General features: G+C 60.8%; 17 protein-coding genes and 1 pseudogene. 6 read left to right on the top strand and 12 right to left on the bottom strand.

Annotation, left to right across the window (positions count from 1 at the left end; translation table 11 throughout):
• Positions 1-21: 21 nt before the first annotated feature.
• The 4 genes from NVV94_RS04260 to NVV94_RS04245 all read right to left on the bottom strand — a co-directional run bounded on the left by NVV94_RS04260 (position 22) and on the right by NVV94_RS04245 (position 2,031).
• Positions 22-309 (bottom strand): PA4642 family protein, encoded by a 288-nt coding sequence (locus NVV94_RS04260; RefSeq protein ID WP_258445994.1) that lies wholly within the window; start codon positions 307-309, stop codon positions 22-24.
• Positions 310-378: 69 nt separating this feature from the next.
• The gene (locus tag NVV94_RS04255) at positions 379-789 is read right to left on the bottom strand and encodes a hypothetical protein (protein WP_408733476.1); all 411 of its coding nucleotides are present in this window, start codon (positions 787-789) and stop codon (positions 379-381) included.
• A gap of 207 nt (positions 790-996) precedes the next feature.
• The gene (locus NVV94_RS04250; RefSeq protein ID WP_258445992.1) at positions 997-1,470 is read right to left on the bottom strand and encodes a WbuC family cupin fold metalloprotein; all 474 of its coding nucleotides are present in this window, start codon (positions 1,468-1,470) and stop codon (positions 997-999) included.
• A gap of 3 nt (positions 1,471-1,473) precedes the next feature.
• A complete protein-coding gene (locus NVV94_RS04245; RefSeq protein ID WP_258445991.1) occupies positions 1,474-2,031 on the bottom strand; it encodes a hypoxanthine-guanine phosphoribosyltransferase in 558 nt (185 codons plus the stop codon).
• Between the two features lie 169 nt (positions 2,032-2,200).
• Between NVV94_RS04245 and upp the strand changes: the two genes are divergently transcribed.
• Both upp and NVV94_RS04235 read left to right on the top strand, forming a co-directional pair.
• On the top strand, positions 2,201-2,839 hold the full coding sequence (gene upp, locus NVV94_RS04240; RefSeq protein WP_258445990.1) for a uracil phosphoribosyltransferase: 639 nt from the start codon (positions 2,201-2,203) through the stop codon (positions 2,837-2,839).
• Between the two features lie 2 nt (positions 2,840-2,841).
• Positions 2,842-4,116 (top strand): uracil-xanthine permease family protein, encoded by a 1,275-nt coding sequence (locus NVV94_RS04235; protein WP_258445989.1) that lies wholly within the window; start codon positions 2,842-2,844, stop codon positions 4,114-4,116.
• A 55-nt stretch (positions 4,117-4,171) separates the two neighbouring features.
• Here the strand turns inward: NVV94_RS04235 and hemH are convergent, their stop codons facing one another.
• Together hemH and NVV94_RS04225 are read right to left on the bottom strand one after the other, a co-directional pair.
• Positions 4,172-5,188 carry a ferrochelatase gene (hemH, locus tag NVV94_RS04230; protein ID WP_258445988.1) on the bottom strand — a complete coding sequence of 339 codons (1,017 nt, stop codon included), beginning with the start codon at positions 5,186-5,188 and terminating at the stop codon, positions 4,172-4,174.
• A 13-nt stretch (positions 5,189-5,201) separates the two neighbouring features.
• Positions 5,202-6,104, bottom strand: coding sequence for a TIGR01777 family oxidoreductase (locus NVV94_RS04225; RefSeq protein WP_258445987.1), 903 nt, complete (start codon positions 6,102-6,104; stop codon positions 5,202-5,204).
• Positions 6,105-6,299: 195 nt separating this feature from the next.
• On the opposite strand from NVV94_RS04225, the gene NVV94_RS04220 reads away from it, so the two are divergent.
• From NVV94_RS04220 to NVV94_RS04205, 4 genes and pseudogenes are all read left to right on the top strand, one after another.
• Complete coding sequence (locus NVV94_RS04220) at positions 6,300-7,289, top strand: NAD(P)/FAD-dependent oxidoreductase (protein ID WP_258445986.1); 990 nt, start codon at positions 6,300-6,302, stop codon at positions 7,287-7,289.
• 198 nt (positions 7,290-7,487) lie between these two features.
• Positions 7,488-7,943 (top strand): annotated as a pseudogene (locus NVV94_RS04215) (YbgA family protein); the annotation flags it as partial.
• A 4-nt stretch (positions 7,944-7,947) separates the two neighbouring features.
• Positions 7,948-8,880 (top strand): MerR family transcriptional regulator, encoded by a 933-nt coding sequence (locus tag NVV94_RS04210; protein ID WP_258445985.1) that lies wholly within the window; start codon positions 7,948-7,950, stop codon positions 8,878-8,880.
• Between the two features lie 112 nt (positions 8,881-8,992).
• A complete protein-coding gene (locus NVV94_RS04205; protein WP_258445984.1) occupies positions 8,993-9,706 on the top strand; it encodes an SDR family oxidoreductase in 714 nt (237 codons plus the stop codon).
• Positions 9,707-9,740: 34 nt separating this feature from the next.
• Here NVV94_RS04205 and NVV94_RS04200 read toward each other — a convergent pair whose 3' ends face one another.
• From NVV94_RS04200 to hemA, 6 genes are all read right to left on the bottom strand, one after another.
• On the bottom strand, positions 9,741-10,259 hold the full coding sequence (locus NVV94_RS04200) for an acyloxyacyl hydrolase (RefSeq protein WP_258445983.1): 519 nt from the start codon (positions 10,257-10,259) through the stop codon (positions 9,741-9,743).
• A gap of 117 nt (positions 10,260-10,376) precedes the next feature.
• Positions 10,377-11,177 carry a glutamate racemase gene (gene murI, locus NVV94_RS04195; protein ID WP_258445982.1) on the bottom strand — a complete coding sequence of 267 codons (801 nt, stop codon included), beginning with the start codon at positions 11,175-11,177 and terminating at the stop codon, positions 10,377-10,379.
• Positions 11,170-11,925 (bottom strand): molybdopterin-synthase adenylyltransferase MoeB, encoded by a 756-nt coding sequence (locus tag NVV94_RS04190; protein ID WP_258445981.1) that lies wholly within the window; start codon positions 11,923-11,925, stop codon positions 11,170-11,172. The genes murI and NVV94_RS04190 overlap by 8 nt, the downstream gene beginning before the upstream one ends.
• On the bottom strand, positions 11,919-12,749 hold the full coding sequence (prmC, locus tag NVV94_RS04185; protein ID WP_258445980.1) for a peptide chain release factor N(5)-glutamine methyltransferase: 831 nt from the start codon (positions 12,747-12,749) through the stop codon (positions 11,919-11,921). The genes NVV94_RS04190 and prmC overlap by 7 nt, the downstream gene beginning before the upstream one ends.
• Positions 12,750-13,832 carry a peptide chain release factor 1 gene (gene prfA, locus NVV94_RS04180; RefSeq protein ID WP_258445979.1) on the bottom strand — a complete coding sequence of 361 codons (1,083 nt, stop codon included), beginning with the start codon at positions 13,830-13,832 and terminating at the stop codon, positions 12,750-12,752. It lies immediately after the preceding gene.
• Positions 13,829-15,106 carry a glutamyl-tRNA reductase gene (gene hemA / locus NVV94_RS04175; protein ID WP_258445978.1) on the bottom strand — a complete coding sequence of 426 codons (1,278 nt, stop codon included), beginning with the start codon at positions 15,104-15,106 and terminating at the stop codon, positions 13,829-13,831. Before hemA ends, prfA begins: the two co-directional genes overlap by 4 nt.
• Between the last annotated feature and the right edge of the window lie 22 nt (positions 15,107-15,128).

Genomic DNA, 15,128 nt, shown 5'->3' with positions numbered 1-15,128 from the left:
CGTTTTTTTTATGCCATCAATTCAGCCGCGGGCCTTGTTGATGATCTCGATGTATTCCGGGGCATTGCGCTGATCCTGGATCAGAGCAATGAAATCATTGCCGTGCTCATCCTTGCCAGCCAGGTCGTAACCCGCTTCGACGAAGAAACCGACAAAACGCTCGAAATCGTCGATGCGCAGGCCACGGTAGGCCTTGATCAATTTATGCAGCGACGGCGATGTGGCGTCGACGGGTTCGAAATCAAGGAACAACTTGATCTGCGCATCGCCGATCTCATCACCAATCACTTGCTTCTTATCTTTACGCATTGCCGACTCCAACTGAACGAACACGGACATCTCACGGGCGGGCAGTTTACCCCCCGCCCGCCTTGCGGCTCAACGCGCGCGTATGGCGCCTGTATGCAAATCGACCCAGATATGCCCGTTTGCATAGGCCAGGAACTGGACATAGACGGTGTCATTGCGCAGCAGGTCGAGGATTACCCGGTACTGGGCCAGCGGATAATTGAGGGTCAAGGTACGGTTCTTCTCATCGAATACCGGCTTTTTCAGGCTTTTGCTCTCGGCATCGAAACTGATCAGCACTCGGGACAGGGTTGCGCCCTTGCTCAAGGGTTTGCCCTTGAGGCGCAGCAGCAGCGGCGACGTCACCGGAATGGGTTGCTGGTTGGACTGGCGCTGATTGCCGACCACGACCGAGAAATCGGTGACTTGCAGCAGTTGCTGTTGCTCGGGCTGCTCGGTGCGCAGGGACAGGTCGTCGGGGGGCAGGAATTGGCTGTGCATGGGGGCAGCGGCCAGTGGCAGGCTGAGGGAGAGCAGGAAGATGGCTAAAAAGCGAGTCAGCGAGTGCATGGCAGGCTCCGAGAAAGAAGCTGGGCACTCTAGCATGAGGACAGTCTGGAGGTCCTGCGGGGCGGCTATCGCGGGCAAGCCCGCTCCTACAGAGGTCTGAGGCGATACAAGGAGCGGGCTTGCCCGCGATGAGGCCCGTCAGTCGAACTGGGCCCGCATCCACGTCTGGTACTCGGCCACCCCAGCCTCGCCTTCACGCGGCGCCCAACTGGCCAGCTCACCCTCGCCCACCGGCCGGTAAGGCCCGGCCTTGCACTCGAACATCGACGAGTCGGCTTCAAGCACCACAAGGCCATGGAAAATGCCCGGCGGTAAATCGACGCCCAGGCAGTCGCCACCGGCCTGCAACACACGCTTGACCAGGACTTCCCCGCTCTCGCTGAAAATCAGCAGCCCCAACTTGCCCTTGAGCACGATCAAGGTCTCAGCCTTGTCGGCACCCAGGTGCCGGTGCGGCGGGATGTAGGTCGCAGGCTGCAGCCCCACGGCCATCCGGTGGCAAGGCTCTTCCATCTGATGGAAGTTGTGGTGCTGGCGCCCGCGCGGGTTAGCCGCGGCTTTCTGTGCAAGTTCGGCAAATAGCGACTGGTCGAGAAAACCGGGCTGGCTCATGGGTTACAGCCCCTTGACGGCGTAGATGCCGGCCGCGTTGCGCCAGTAGCCCTTGTAGTCCATGCCGTAACCGAAGATGTAACGGTCGATGCAAGGCAGGCCGACATAGTTCGCCTGGAGGTCGGGACGGGCCTTGCGGTCATGGTCCTTGTCGATCAGTACGGCCGTGTGCACGGCGCGGGCACCGGCATGTTTGCAGAAATCGATAATGGCACCCAGGGTGTGCCCTTCGTCGAGAATGTCGTCGATGATCAAGACGTCACGATCGATGAAGGAAACTTCCGGCTTGGCCTTCCAGAACAGGTCGCCGCCGCTGGTTTCGTTGCGATAACGGGTCGCATGCAGGTAGGAGGACTCAAGCGGGAAATTCAGGTGCGTCAACAACTTGCCTGCGAAGATCAGGCCGCCGTTCATGACACAGAAGACCACCGGATTGCTTTCTGCCAGGTCGGCATTGATTTGTGCACCGACGCGGGCGATGGCCGCTTCGACTTCAGCTTCGGTGTACAGGCAGTCGGCCTCTCGCATGACTTGACGGATGTGCTCGAGATTAGCGGACATGGCGCTCTCCAGGGGGCGGTGGAAGAAAAGCGGGCAAAGGTACGCATCCGCTCGGATCAGATCAAGCATTTCTGGACTAACGTCCAATAATGCTTGTAGGACTCAATGGCTGAATAGATTAATCTAGCGCCGTTTTTTGCCCGCCCCCCCCCCCCCGGAGCCTTACCCTATGCCCATCCGTGAGATCCGCCACCCGCTGATCCGCCACAAGCTCGGCCTGATGCGCCGCGCCGACATCAGCACGAAGAGTTTCCGCGAGCTCGCCCAGGAAGTCGGCGCTTTGCTGACTTACGAAGCGACCAAAGACCTGCCCCTTGAAAGCTACGATATCGAAGGCTGGTGCGGCACTGTCCAGGTCGAAAAGATCGCAGGCAAGAAGATTACCGTGGTACCGATCCTGCGCGCCGGCATCGGCATGCTAGACGGCGTGCTCAGCCTGATCCCAGGCGCCAAGGTCAGCGCCGTGGGCGTTGCCCGCAACGAAGAAACCCTGGAAGCGCATACCTACCTGGAAAAGCTGGTCCCGGAAATCGACGAGCGCCTGGCGATGATCATCGACCCGATGCTGGCAACCGGCGGTTCCATGGTTGCGACCATCGACTTGCTGAAAAAGGCCGGTTGCAAGGATATTCGCGCCATGGTGCTGGTGGCCGCCCCCGAAGGCATCGCGGTGGTCGAGAAGGCCCACCCGGACGTGCAGATCTACACCGCGTCCATCGATCAATGCCTGAACGAACACGGTTACATCATCCCGGGCCTGGGCGATGCCGGTGACAAGATATTCGGCACCAAACAGAAGGACGCCTGATAATGCCGGATGAGTTCAAGGACCCGCTCTGGCGGCAGGTCGTCTCCGGCGCGCAAATGCTTTTCGTAGCCTTTGGCGCACTGGTATTGATGCCGCTGATTACAGGCCTCGACCCGAATGTCGCGCTGTTTACCGCAGGTTTAGGGACTCTGCTGTTCCAACTGGTCACCGGGCGCCAGGTCCCGGTGTTCCTGGCCTCGAGCTTTGCCTTCATCACGCCGATCATACTCGCCAAGGGCCAGTTCGGCCTGGCCGCGACCATGGGCGGGGTGATGGCGGCCGGGTTCGTTTATACGTTCCTGGGCCTGGCGGTGAAGATCAAGGGCACCGGCTTCATCGACCGGTTGCTGCCGCCGGTAGTCATCGGCCCGGTGATCATTTCCATTGGCCTGGCGATGGCGCCGATTGCCGCGAACATGGCCATGGGCAAGGCCGGCGATGGTACCGAGCTGATCCCCTACAGCACCGCCATGTTGATTTCCATGCCGGCGCTGCTGACCACCCTGATCGTCGCCGTATTCGGCAAGGGCATCTTCCGCCTGGTGCCGATCATCTCCGGGGTACTGGTAGGCTTTGCCCTGTCGTTCTACTTCGGCGTGGTCGATACCGCGAAGATTGCGGCGGCGCCATGGCTCGCCCTGCCGCACTTCACCGCACCGGAGTTCAACTGGCAGGCCATCCTGTTCATCGTACCTGTGGCCCTGGCCCCGGCCATCGAGCATATCGGCGGGGTTATCGCCGTCGGCAGCGTGACCGGTCGCGACTACCTGAAGAAACCCGGCCTGCACCGCACCCTCTTCGGTGACGGTATAGCCACGACTGCCGCCGGGCTGTTCGGCGGACCGCCCAACACCACCTATGCCGAAGTGACCGGCGCGGTGATGCTGACCAAGAACTACAACCCGAAGATCATGACCTGGGCGGCGATTTTCGCCATCAGCCTGGCCTTCATCGGCAAGTTCGGCGCCCTGCTGCAAAGCATCCCGGTGCCGGTCATGGGCGGGATCCTGTGCCTGCTGTTCGGTTCGATCGCCGCGGTGGGGATGAACACCATGATCCGCCACAAGATCGATCTGGGCGAAGCGCGCAACCTGGTGATCGTCTCGGTCACCCTAGTATTCGGCATCGGTGGCGTTCTGATCGGCAGCGGTACCGGCCCTGACGACTTCGGCCTCAAGGGCATTGCCCTGTGCGCCGTGGTTGCCATTGCCTTGAACCTGCTGCTGCCTGGCCATGAGAGCTGGAAGAACAAGGCACTGGATGATCAGTTGCCGTAGCTAAAAGCATCGCGGGCTTGCCCGCGATGAGGCCGGAACAGTCACCCCCACTACGCTAGACCGCCCGCTCACACAGCGTCTTCAACGCCTGCACCCACTCCGGGTGATTGTTCAGGCAAGGCACCAACACCAACTCCTCACCGCCAGCCTCCAGGAACTGCTCGCGCCCGCGATCACCGATCTCCTCCAGCGTCTCGATGCAATCGGCAACGAAGGCCGGGCACATGACCATGATTTTCTTCACGCCCTGCCTGGCCAATTCGTCGAGCCGCGCTTCGGTATAGGGTTCGATCCATTTGGCCCGGCCCAGGCGCGACTGGAACGACACCGACCACGAGCCCTCGGGCAAGCCCATGCGCTCGGCAAAGGCTTGAGCGGTACGCAGGCACTGCCCGCGATAGCAGACGGCGAGGACTTCCGGCGATGCATCACGGCAGCAATCGGCATCCGCAAAGCAATGCTTGCCAGTGGGGTCGAGCTTCTTCAGATGGCGCTCGGGCAAACCATGGAAGCTCAACAACAAATGATCGTACGGCTGCTCCAGGTAAGGTTTGGCGCTGGCGACCAAAGCATCGATGTACTCGGGCTGATCATAGAAGGGCTGCAACAGCGACAGCTGCAAGGGCAACTGCTGGTCGCGCACGATCTGCCTGGCCAGCTCCACCACAGTGGTTACGGTACTGTCGGCAAATTGCGGATACAGCGGCGCCAGAGTCACCTTGCCAACGCCCTGGGCTGCCAACCTGGCCAGGACGGTCTCGAGCGACGGCTCACCGTAACGCATGGCCATTTCTACCGGGCCATGGGGCCAGTGCTCGCTCATCGCCTGCTGCAGGCGTCGGGTCAGTACCACCAGGGGCGAGCCTTCGTCCCACCAGATCGAGGCATAGGCATGGGCTGACTGTTCCGGTCGCTTGATGAGAATCAGCGAGACCAACAGTCGCCGAATCGGCCAGGGCAGGTCGATGACGTAGGGGTCCATGAGAAACTGATTGAGATAACTGCGAACATCGGCCACCTCGGTGGAAGCCGGTGAGCCCAGATTGACCAGCAGCAAAGCATGATCGGTCATGCAACGTCCTATTTCAGAGGCGACTGGACAGCTCGTCCAGGGCCGATTCCACATCATTGAAACGGAAGGTGAAACCTGCCGCCAGTAAACGAACCGGCCGGGCCCTCTGCCCGCCCAGCAACAACCCGGACAACTCGCCGAGCCCCGCGCGCAGGAGCAACGCCGGCATCGGCATAATGGCCGGGCGGTGCAGGACCTTGCCCAATCGCTTGGCGAACTCGCCATTGCGTACCGGCTCCGGGGCGCAGGCATTATAAGGACCGCTGGCGTCAGCGCGGTGCAAAAGAAAGTCAATCAGGGCGATTTGATCGTGTATATGGATCCACGGCATCCACTGCCGGCCATCGCCGATCGGACCGCCCAGGCCCAGTTTGAAAGGCAGGCGCAGACGTGAAAGCAGCCCGCCCTCGCTGGCCAGTACCAGCCCGGTGCGCACCAGCACCACCCGAATGCCCAAGGTTTCGGCACGTTGCGCGGTTTCTTCCCAGGCGAGGCAAAGATGGCTGGCGAAATCCTCTTTGACCGGCTGCGAATCCTCGCTCAGCTCACGCTCGCCGGCATCGCCGTACCAGCCTGTCGCCGAACCCGAGATCAACACTGCCGGCCGTTGTGATCGTTGTTCGAGCCACGACAGCAACTGCTCGGTCAACGTGATGCGGCTACCCCAGAGCAATGCCCGGCGCCGGGCTGTCCAGGGTCGATCGGCAATCGGTTCGCCGGCCAGGTTGATCACCGCATCGATTGGCTCTGCTCCATACTCCTGGAGCTGGCCGATCCCCCTGACGGCGGCACCGCAAAGTTTGGCCACCTGCCCGGGGCGCCTGCTCCACACCGTGAGTCGATGCCCTTGCCCCAACCAGTGCTGGCAGAGCTGTCGCCCCATCAAACCCGTACCGCCGGTCAGCAATATGTGCATGTGCGCATCCTCGCGTGGCGTTGAGCGTCGATCACTAGTCTATTTTTAAGAGCAAGGCTCTTTAACTGCAGACACTCACAAATAAACCATAGGCCAAACCCTGTCAGCCATGAATGGAGCAAGTTGTACCGAAATTCATTATTGTACAGGTTTGTGCTACAGCGTAGTCTGTGTATAGAGGGTAACGAGGCCACTATGACTGTACCTATCGCAATCATCGGCACCGGCATCGCCGGACTCTCGGCGGCCCAGGCTTTGCACAAAGCCGGGCAGGCCGTTCACTTGTTCGACAAGAGCCACGGCTGCGGCGGGCGCATGTCCAGCAAGCGCAGCGATGCCGGTGCGCTGGACTTGGGCGCACAGTATTTCACTGCGCGGGATCGCCGTTTTGTCGAACAGATACAGCAGTGGCAAGCCAAGGGTTGTATCCAAGAGTGGACGCCGCAGCTTTATAACTACCGTGCCGGCAATCTCATGCCGTCTCCCGACGAGCAGACCCGATGGGTCGGAGTACCGTGCATGGGCGCCATCACCCGGGCCATGCTCGGTGATTTGCCAAGAACCTTTTCCTGCCGGATCAGCGACGTCTTCCGAGGCGAACAGCATTGGTTTCTACATGACATCGAAGACTGCGACCACGGCCCCTTCAGTCATGTGATCATTGCTGTCCCGGCGCCCCAGGCCAATGCCCTGCTGACGACGGTTGCACCGAAGCTCGCAAACGTCGCGGCGGGTGTGAAAATGGAGCCCACCTGGGCGGTTGCCCTGGCTTTCGATACACCGCTGGACACCCCCGTGCAAGGCTGCTTCGTCCAGGACGGCCCACTGGACTGGCTCGCCCTCAACCGCAGCAAGCCCGGTCGCGAAAGCACCCCTGACACCTGGGTGCTACACGCCAGCAGTAGTTGGAGCAAGAAGCATATCGGCCTGGCCAAGGAGCAAGCGATCGAGCAATTGCACGGTGCATTTGCCGAACTGCTCGGCTGCGTGGTGCCTGCGCCGACTTTTACCCTCGCCCACCGCTGGCTGTATGCCCGACCGGCTGTCGCACATGAATGGGGCGCCCTGGCCGATGCCGACCTGGGCCTGTACGTATGTGGTGACTGGTGCCTGTCGGGCCGGGTCGAAGGTGCATGGCTCAGTGGCCAGGAAGCGGCTCGGCGCCTGCTCGAACACCTTGATTGATCAGGGGCAGATCCATTGCGCGTCGATGGCGGCCCTTGTATGCAAGCCATGCCCTGTAAAAAATCCGTTCATCAAAGTTATACAAACTATTTGACTTGTACACCAACACTTTTATGATGAACCAAGATTGTGCATGACGGCCTTTATGTACAGGTTCCTCTACGGAGGTGAGACATGTCCTGCTTCGATGAGCCGCGTGCCCATGCCGACTGGCAACAACTGCTTCGAAGCGGGTTGACCCGGCGTGCACTGACGAGCTTTCATGCCCGCTACAAATATTTGCTCATGGCCCACAACCCACCGCAGTACAAGGCGCTGGGCAAACTGCTGGGCAGCATGGGAAACGCCGATGCCGCACAGCTGGGCCCGCAATACTTCAGCCAGTTGATCCAGGCGCTCAAGCACCCTGCCAGCCGCGGCAACCACACGAATGTCTTGCTGCACCTGAGCGGTTACCTGCGCAAATCCATCAGCGCCGAAGACCGACAGGAAATCCACCAGTCGATCGACCGATACCATAAAGGCACCGTGCCGCTGGTGGTGCCGATTACCCTGCTCAAGCAGCACCTGCGCCAACATCCCGACCCGTACCTGCTCCAACAGGTTTACCTGCAGCAGCACCCGGACAGTACCCACCTGCAAAATGCGAACTGAAGCCATGGCCCTACCACCCCCCAAAGCGCTCTGCAATCAAGCCGAAGGCTGGCTGCCGATCCGCGAAGTGGCGCGCCAGACGGGCGTCAATGCCATAACCCTGCGTGCCTGGGAACGCCGCTATGGCTTGATCGTGCCGCAGCGTACGGCCAAGGGGCACCGGCTCTACAACGATGGGCATGTCCAGCGGATCCAGAACATTCTGACCTGGCTCAACCGTGGCGTGTCGGTAAGCCAGGTCAAGGCGCTGCTCCACTCCCCGCCCCAGGGCCTGCGGGAGTCAGAAACCAGTGAGTGGCTGGCCATGCGTCAAAGCGTGCTACAAAGCGTCGGTGAGCTGGCCGAGCGCCGTCTCGATGAAAGCATCAATCAAGCGATGGCGCTCTACCCTCCCACGACCCTGTGCGAACAACTGCTGATCCCGTTGATGGTCGACCTGGAACAGCGCTGGCAGGGCCAATTCGGCATGCAGATGGAGCGAGTGTTCTTCCATTCCTGGCTGCGCAGCAAACTCGGCGCGCGGATCTATCACAACAACCGGCAACTCAATGGTCCGCCGCTCTTGTTGATCAACCATTCCGACCTGCCACTGGACCCACAGCTGTGGCTGATCGCCTGGCTGGTCAGTAGCGCTGGCTGCCCCGTGGAGGTATTTGATTGGCCGTTGCCGGCCGGCGAACTGGCCCTGGCCATCGACCGGCTCGCAGCACGCGCGGTGCTGCTCAGTGCCAGCAAAGCACTCAACCCTACCCAGCTCGGGCGGTTATTGAAGGGCATCGATTGTCCGAAACTCCTGTGTGGGCCTGCGGTCATCATCCATAAGGCTGAACTGCGTGAATCGCTCACTGTTATTGCAGGATTGCATCTGAGCGAGGATCTCCTGTCAGCCTATCAGTGCCTGCAACAACTGAAGCTTCTCCAGTCACAACCGGCATGAACAGGAAAAGCATGCATCTGATCTGGTTGCGCAGCGATCTACGAGGCCGGACCGACCGTAGTACCTGCCATGTTTTTAGCCCCTCTGCCTGCCCGGCCAAAAGGAGCATCGGATGAGCATGTCACGACGTATCTGGTTGACCGGCGCCAGCAGTGGCCTGGGCTCAGCGCTGGCCGAGCACCTGTTGCTCGGTGGTGCCCAGCTGGCCTTGAGCGGCAATTGCAGCGCTTCATTGATGGGAATGGCAGAGCGCTTTCCCGGACAGGTCCTGTATGCACCGGGAAACCTGAGTGACCGCGTCGAGGCTCGGGCCATTGGCGAGCGAATCGCCCAGGCCTGGGGCACATTGGATACTCTGATTCTGAATGCCGGGACGTGTGAATATGTCGATGCCGGCGCGTTGGATGACAAGGTGTTCGAGCGCGTCATCGCAACCAATCTGTTGGCCAGTCAACACTGCTTCGAATCGGCGTTGCCTCTGCTTCGCCAAGGGCACGAACCGCATGTGGTGGCCATTGCCAGCTCGATTACCTGGCTACCGCTGCCCGGTAGCAAAGACGGTGTGCCGCCTACCGGCCTGAACATTTTGCTCAAGAGGATGAAACGCGAGCTGGCCCGGGACGAAATCGATATGACAGTGGTCTGCCCTGTCCCCGATGGCTCGCTCTCTTGCGCCAAGGGCAAGGTCGCGACACCGTTGTTATGGCCCGCTGAAAAAGCTGCGATTTACTTGAACGACCGCCTGCAATCGCGGCCCAGGGAAATCGTTTTCCCCGCCCTGCTCCTTGCCAACCTCTGGCCGTTGCCGCACAAGGTGCAGCACTGACACCCCACCGCCAGACTGCGTAAAGTGCTCACCCTTACAGCGGCATACGGTAATGCACGGCGTAGCTTTCGATACCGTCGTTGGGTTTCTGCAATCCGCCATTTGAATAGTGGATGGCGCGAATGCCGACTTCCTGCCCTCCGGCAAATCGCAGGCCCAAACCAATACGGTCTTCGAACTGGAAGGATGACCCTAGTTCATTGCTTTCTACTTCAGTACTGGAGAAAGCCGCCACACCGACACCAATCTCGATATAAGGCTTGATCGACTCGCCAGCGAACTCATAAACGAAGACCGGAGCGAATGAAAGACTATGGTTGCTGCTGGTCTCGTCACCGTCCCAATAGGTGTAGGCACCATCCCAATAACCGGTAATGCGCCCGACACTGGTTTGCCACCAACTGGCATCCCAATTCGACTGCAGGCCCAGGCGATAGGTCATGGTGGACTCAGCGGTCTGACCTACGGAAAAGGAAACATCCGCTGCCTGCACTGTGAGCGATTGCCCCAGACTGATGACTGCAAGCGCAGCCAGACCAAGTAGTTTATTCATGAGCAACATCCTGCTTTCCAATACAGCTGTTGGACTTTTTTGTCGCCGCACTCGGCAACTTATAGAAATCGGTGGTTGCGTGTTAGTTCACCCGAATCGAATGCTTTGCGCACTTTCTCACAGGTCGAATTTATGCACGTCGCCACTCTTAATCCAGAGCATAGGTAGGATCTTGCTAAAATGCTCGGTATCGGCACTCGTCCAGAACTGCGCAGGCAACGACGGCCCTGTTGCCAACAACGCCCTTTCACCGAGCAGTCGTTTGAGTTGCCTGGCTACCGCCGCGCCGGTATCGATGATTGCCACCGATTCAGGCACCATTTCGTGCAGCAGAGGCTTGAGGAAGGGGTAGTGAGTGCAGCCGAGAATCAGCGTGTCGCAGCCACCGGCCAGCAAAGGCTCGACATAACCGGCCAGCAGTTCACGCAGGGCCGGGCTTTGCAGCTCACCCTGCTCGATGAGTTCCACCAGGCCTGGGCAAGGTCGGGTGATCACCCGTACATCGTTGGCGAAGCGGTCGAGCAAGGCCGCGAACTTTGCACTCTGCAAGGTCCCGGTGGTGGCCAGAACGCCGACCACCCCCGTGCGGGTGGCGGCCGCTGCCGGCTTCACCGCAGGCTCCATGCCGATGATGGGCCAGTGTGGGTACTGTTCGCGCAAATCGGCAACCGCCGCCACGGTAGCGGTATTGCAGGCCAGCACGAATGCCTTGGCACCCCGGGCATGAAAAAACTCGGCTACCTTGCGGCAGCGCTGGCGAATGAACTCGGGGGATTTCTCGCCATAAGGAATGTGCCCGCAATCTGCAACATACAGCAGCGACTCATCAGGCAACAGATGACGGATCTCACCCAACACCGACAAGCCGCCGACCCCGGAATCGAACACGCCGATCGGCGCCTGGTTCGCGTCAGGCATGGGCATCTGCACAGACACGACAGGCCGGGTCGCGCTTGACTCGCAACTCTCGGAACCGGCTACCCAAGGCATCGATCAACAACAATCGACCGACCAGAGGCTCACCGAAACCGGCCAGCAGCTTCAGCGCTTCGAGCGCCTGCAGACTACCGACCAGCCCCACCAGCGGGCCGACCACGCCGGCTTCACTGCAGGTCAGTTCAGCTTCGCTGCCATGCCCGTACAGGCAGTGGTAGCAAGGGCTGTCACCGCGCCTGGGATCGAACACCGAAAGCTGGCCTTCCAGGCGGATCGCCGCCCCGCTGACCAGCGGTTTGCCCGCCGCCACGCAGGCCGCATTGACGGCCTCGCGGGTCGAAAAATTGTCCGAACAATCGAGCACCAGATCCACCGCCGCCACGGCCGCAGCCAGTGAGTCCTCGTCCAGCGCCGCACGGTGGGCGACCAGGGCAACCTCAGGGTTGATCGCACCCAGGCGAGCAATGGCCGAGTCGACCTTGCTCATGCCTACCGTCTGGCTATCGTGCAAGACCTGGCGCTGCAGGTTGGTCACATCGACAGTGTCGAAGTCTGCCAGATGCAATTCGCCGACCCCGGCCGCCGCCAGGTACAACGCCACGGGCGAGCCGAGCCCGCCCAGCCCGACGATCAATGCACGGCTTGCCTTGAGTCGCAATTGGCCGTCGATATCGATCTGCTGCAGCAGAATCTGGCGGCTGTAACGCAGCAATTCCTGGTCGGTCAGCACGATAGACGCCCCAGGCTGATGCGCTCGTGACCGGAAAGGTCAAGGCGGCTTTCGATCTGCTCGAAATCATGTCTGGCCAGCAACTCGCGCACGACAGCGGCCTGATCGTACCCATGCTCGAGCAACAGCCAGCCGCCGGTCTCGAGGTGTCCCGGCGCCTGGGCAATGATTGTCCGCAAATCATCGAGCCCGTCATCGCCTGCCACCAGCGCGCTGGCAGGTTCAAAGCGCACATCACCCGCCACCAGATGCGGGTCGGTGGCGGCAATGTACGGTGGGTTACTGATGATCAAGTCGAAGCGTTTGCCCTCAAGCGCACTGAACCAGTGACTGCTGAGCACCGTTACGTTCTCGAGTTGCAAGCGCTGGCGATTGCGCTCGGCCAGGGCCGCGGCCTCAAGTACCCGGTCGACCGCCGTCACCTGCCAGGCCGGACGCTCGCAGGCCACGGCCAGGGCAATCGCACCGGTACCCGTGCCCAGGTCCAGAACCCGGGCCATGGTCGCCGGCAACAGATTGAGTGCCGCTTCCACCAGCAATTCGGTTTCCGGACGCGGGATCAGCGTATGTGGCGCGACTTCCAGGTCCAGCTTCCAGAAACCTTGCTGGCCAAGGATATAGGCCACAGGCTCGCCGGCGCGGCGTCGCTGCAGGTAAGAGGAGAAAGTGTCCGCCGCCTCGCTGCTGACAATCCGCTCGGGCCAGGTGTGCAGGTAGCTGCGGCTCTTGCCCAAGGCAGCGGCGAGCAACAGCTCGATATCCAGACGTGCCGTCGGTGAGTCGGGAAGCTCTGCGCCTCGGAGCAGGCTGGCAATAATCGTCATTTACTCACCCAGTGCTGCAAGTTGATCGGCCTGGTACTCGGCCAGCAGCGGTTCGATTACCGCGTCGACGCCACCTGCCAGGACCTCATCGAGGGAATACAAGGTCAGATTGATGCGGTGATCCGTCACGCGGCCTTGTGGATAGTTGTAGGTGCGAATGCGCTCGGATCGGTCGCCCGAGCCCACCAGCAACTTGCGTTCGCTGGCAATCGCATTCTGCGCGGCGCTGGTCTGCATGTCGTTCAATTTGGCCGAAAGCCACGACATGGCCCGCGCGCGGTTCTTGTGCTGGGAGCGTTCTTCCTGGCACTCGACCACGATACCGGTCGGCAAGTGGGTGATGCGGATTGCCGAATCGGTCTTGTTGACGTGCTGGCCACCGGCCCCCGAAGAGCGGTAGGTATCGACGCGCAGATCGGCCGGGTTGATCTCGATCGCCACCTGTTCGTCGGGTTCGGGCAACACCGCCACGGTGCAGGCGGACGTATGCACACGGCCCTGGGACTCGGTCTCCGGCACGCGCTGGACGCGGTGAGCGCCGGATTCGAATTTCAGCTTGCCGTAGACGTGCTCGCCTTCGACCCGGGCAATGACCTCTTTGTAGCCGCCGTGCTCGCCTTCGTTCTCGGAGAGGATCTCGAGCCGCCAGCCGCGCCGTTCGGCATAGCGTGAATACATGCGGAACAGGTCGCCGGAGAAAATCGCCGCCTCATCGCCACCGGTGCCGGCACGAATTTCCAGGAACACGTTGCGACCGTCGTTGGGATCCTTGGGCAGCAGCATGCGTTGCAACTGGCCTTCGAGCTCGACGAGTTGCTCCTTGGCTTCGCGGACTTCTTCCACGGCCATTTCACGCATGTCCGGGTCGCTGTCCTTGAGCAATGCCTGCGCCCCTTCCAGATCATCCTGGACCTTGCACCAGCGCTGCCAGGCTGCCGCGATAGGCTCGAGTTCGGCGTACTCCTTGGAATAGGCACGAAATCGGGTTTGCTCGGAAATGACTTCGGCATCGCCCAACAGGGCAGTCAATTCCTCGAAACGGTCCTGGATGGTCTCCAGTTTATTGCGCAGTGACGCTTTCATTGCGGGGTTTTATCCGTCGGGCCCTCACCGAGGGCAAAGAGTTCTTGGGCCATGGCCAGCGCATCGAGGCGGCCTTCGGCAGACAGCTTTTTCAGTTGCACGCTCGGTGCATGCAACAATTTGTTGGTCAGACCACGGGCCAGTTGCACCAGCACGTCTTCGGCGCTGGTGCCATTGGCCAGCAACCGCTGGGCCTTTTGCAGCTCCTCGTCGCGCATGCGCTCGCTCTGCTGGCGGTAGGCCTTGAGCACATCGACTGCCGCCAACTCACGCAAGCGCAGCATGAAGTCTTCGGCGCCCACGGCAACCAGCTCTTCAGCCGCCTGAGCTGCACCTTGTCGGCTCTTGAGATTCTCTGCAACGACTTCGTGCAGGTCATCGACCGAATAGAGGTAAACGTCGTCCATCTCGCCGACTTCCGGTTCGATATCGCGCGGTACGGCGATATCGACCATGAAAATCGGCTTGTGTTTGCGCAGCTTCAGCGCGCTTTCCACCGCGCCCTTGCCCAAAATCGGCAACTGGCTTGCAGTAGAACTGATCACGATGTCGCTGTTGACCAGCTCATGCGGGATATCGGAAAGCAGCACGGCATGCGCACCGAACTGTTCGGCCAGAGTACTCGCGCGCTCCAGCGTCCGGTTAGCCACCACGATACGCTTGACGCCCTGCTCGTGCAGATGGCGGGCAACCAGGGTGATAGTCTCGCCAGCACCGATCAGCAAGGCCTGGCTACGGGCCAGATCGCTGAAAATCTGCTTGGCCAGGCTCACCGCGGCAAAGGCCACCGAAACCGGGTTCTCGCCGATGGCGGTGTCGGTACGCACCTGCTTGGCCGCGCTGAAGGTGGCCTGGAACAAACGCCCCAGCAGCGGACCAATGGTGCCCGCCTCGCGGGCCACGGCATAGGCCGATTTCATCTGGCCGAGGATCTGCGGCTCGCCCAGCACCAGCGAATCGAGCCCGGAGGCGACCCGCATCATGTGCCTTACCGCCGCGTCATCTTCATGGATGTACGCACTGGCACGCAGCTCGTCCAGGCTCAACTGGTGGTATTCGGCCAGCCAGCGCAGAACGCTGTCGGCCCCCAGGTGATCCTGTTCTATATACAGCTCGCTGCGATTACAGGTCGAGAGGATCGCAGCTTCGCGGCTGTGGGTCAGGCGGCAGAGCTGCTGCAAGGCCTCGACCAGCTGCTCAGGGGTAAACGCCACGCGCTCGCGCACGTCTACTGAGGCAGTCTTATGGTTGATACCGAGGGCAAGAAAGGCCATTCAAGGTCGCTGATGATGTCGA

Source organism: Pseudomonas sp. LS1212 (assembly GCF_024741815.1).
Taxonomy (GTDB): domain Bacteria; phylum Pseudomonadota; class Gammaproteobacteria; order Pseudomonadales; family Pseudomonadaceae; genus Aquipseudomonas.
This window is presented reverse-complemented; position numbering and strand designations above follow the sequence as displayed.

Excerpts from the sequence above, each read along its gene's own strand:
- NVV94_RS04260 (WP_258445994.1), bottom strand. The coding sequence starts at position 309 with ATGCGTAAAGATAAGAAGCAAGTGATTGGTGATGAGATCGGCGATGCG.
- NVV94_RS04255 (WP_408733476.1), bottom strand. The coding sequence starts at position 789 with ATGCACAGCCAATTCCTGCCCCCCGACGACCTGTCCCTGCGCACCGAG.
- NVV94_RS04250 (WP_258445992.1), bottom strand. The coding sequence starts at position 1,470 with ATGAGCCAGCCCGGTTTTCTCGACCAGTCGCTATTTGCCGAACTTGCA.
- NVV94_RS04245 (WP_258445991.1), bottom strand. The coding sequence starts at position 2,031 with ATGTCCGCTAATCTCGAGCACATCCGTCAAGTCATGCGAGAGGCCGAC.
- upp (WP_258445990.1), top strand. The coding sequence starts at position 2,201 with ATGCCCATCCGTGAGATCCGCCACCCGCTGATCCGCCACAAGCTCGGC.
- NVV94_RS04235 (WP_258445989.1), top strand. The coding sequence starts at position 2,842 with ATGCCGGATGAGTTCAAGGACCCGCTCTGGCGGCAGGTCGTCTCCGGC.
- hemH (WP_258445988.1), bottom strand. The coding sequence starts at position 5,188 with ATGACCGATCATGCTTTGCTGCTGGTCAATCTGGGCTCACCGGCTTCC.
- NVV94_RS04225 (WP_258445987.1), bottom strand. The coding sequence starts at position 6,104 with ATGCACATATTGCTGACCGGCGGTACGGGTTTGATGGGGCGACAGCTC.
- NVV94_RS04220 (WP_258445986.1), top strand. The coding sequence starts at position 6,300 with ATGACTGTACCTATCGCAATCATCGGCACCGGCATCGCCGGACTCTCG.
- NVV94_RS04210 (WP_258445985.1), top strand. The coding sequence starts at position 7,948 with ATGGCCCTACCACCCCCCAAAGCGCTCTGCAATCAAGCCGAAGGCTGG.
- NVV94_RS04205 (WP_258445984.1), top strand. The coding sequence starts at position 8,993 with ATGAGCATGTCACGACGTATCTGGTTGACCGGCGCCAGCAGTGGCCTG.
- NVV94_RS04200 (WP_258445983.1), bottom strand. The coding sequence starts at position 10,259 with ATGAATAAACTACTTGGTCTGGCTGCGCTTGCAGTCATCAGTCTGGGG.
- murI (WP_258445982.1), bottom strand. The coding sequence starts at position 11,177 with ATGCCTGACGCGAACCAGGCGCCGATCGGCGTGTTCGATTCCGGGGTC.
- prmC (WP_258445980.1), bottom strand. The coding sequence starts at position 12,749 with ATGACGATTATTGCCAGCCTGCTCCGAGGCGCAGAGCTTCCCGACTCA.
- prfA (WP_258445979.1), bottom strand. The coding sequence starts at position 13,832 with ATGAAAGCGTCACTGCGCAATAAACTGGAGACCATCCAGGACCGTTTC.
- hemA (WP_258445978.1), bottom strand. The coding sequence starts at position 15,106 with ATGGCCTTTCTTGCCCTCGGTATCAACCATAAGACTGCCTCAGTAGAC.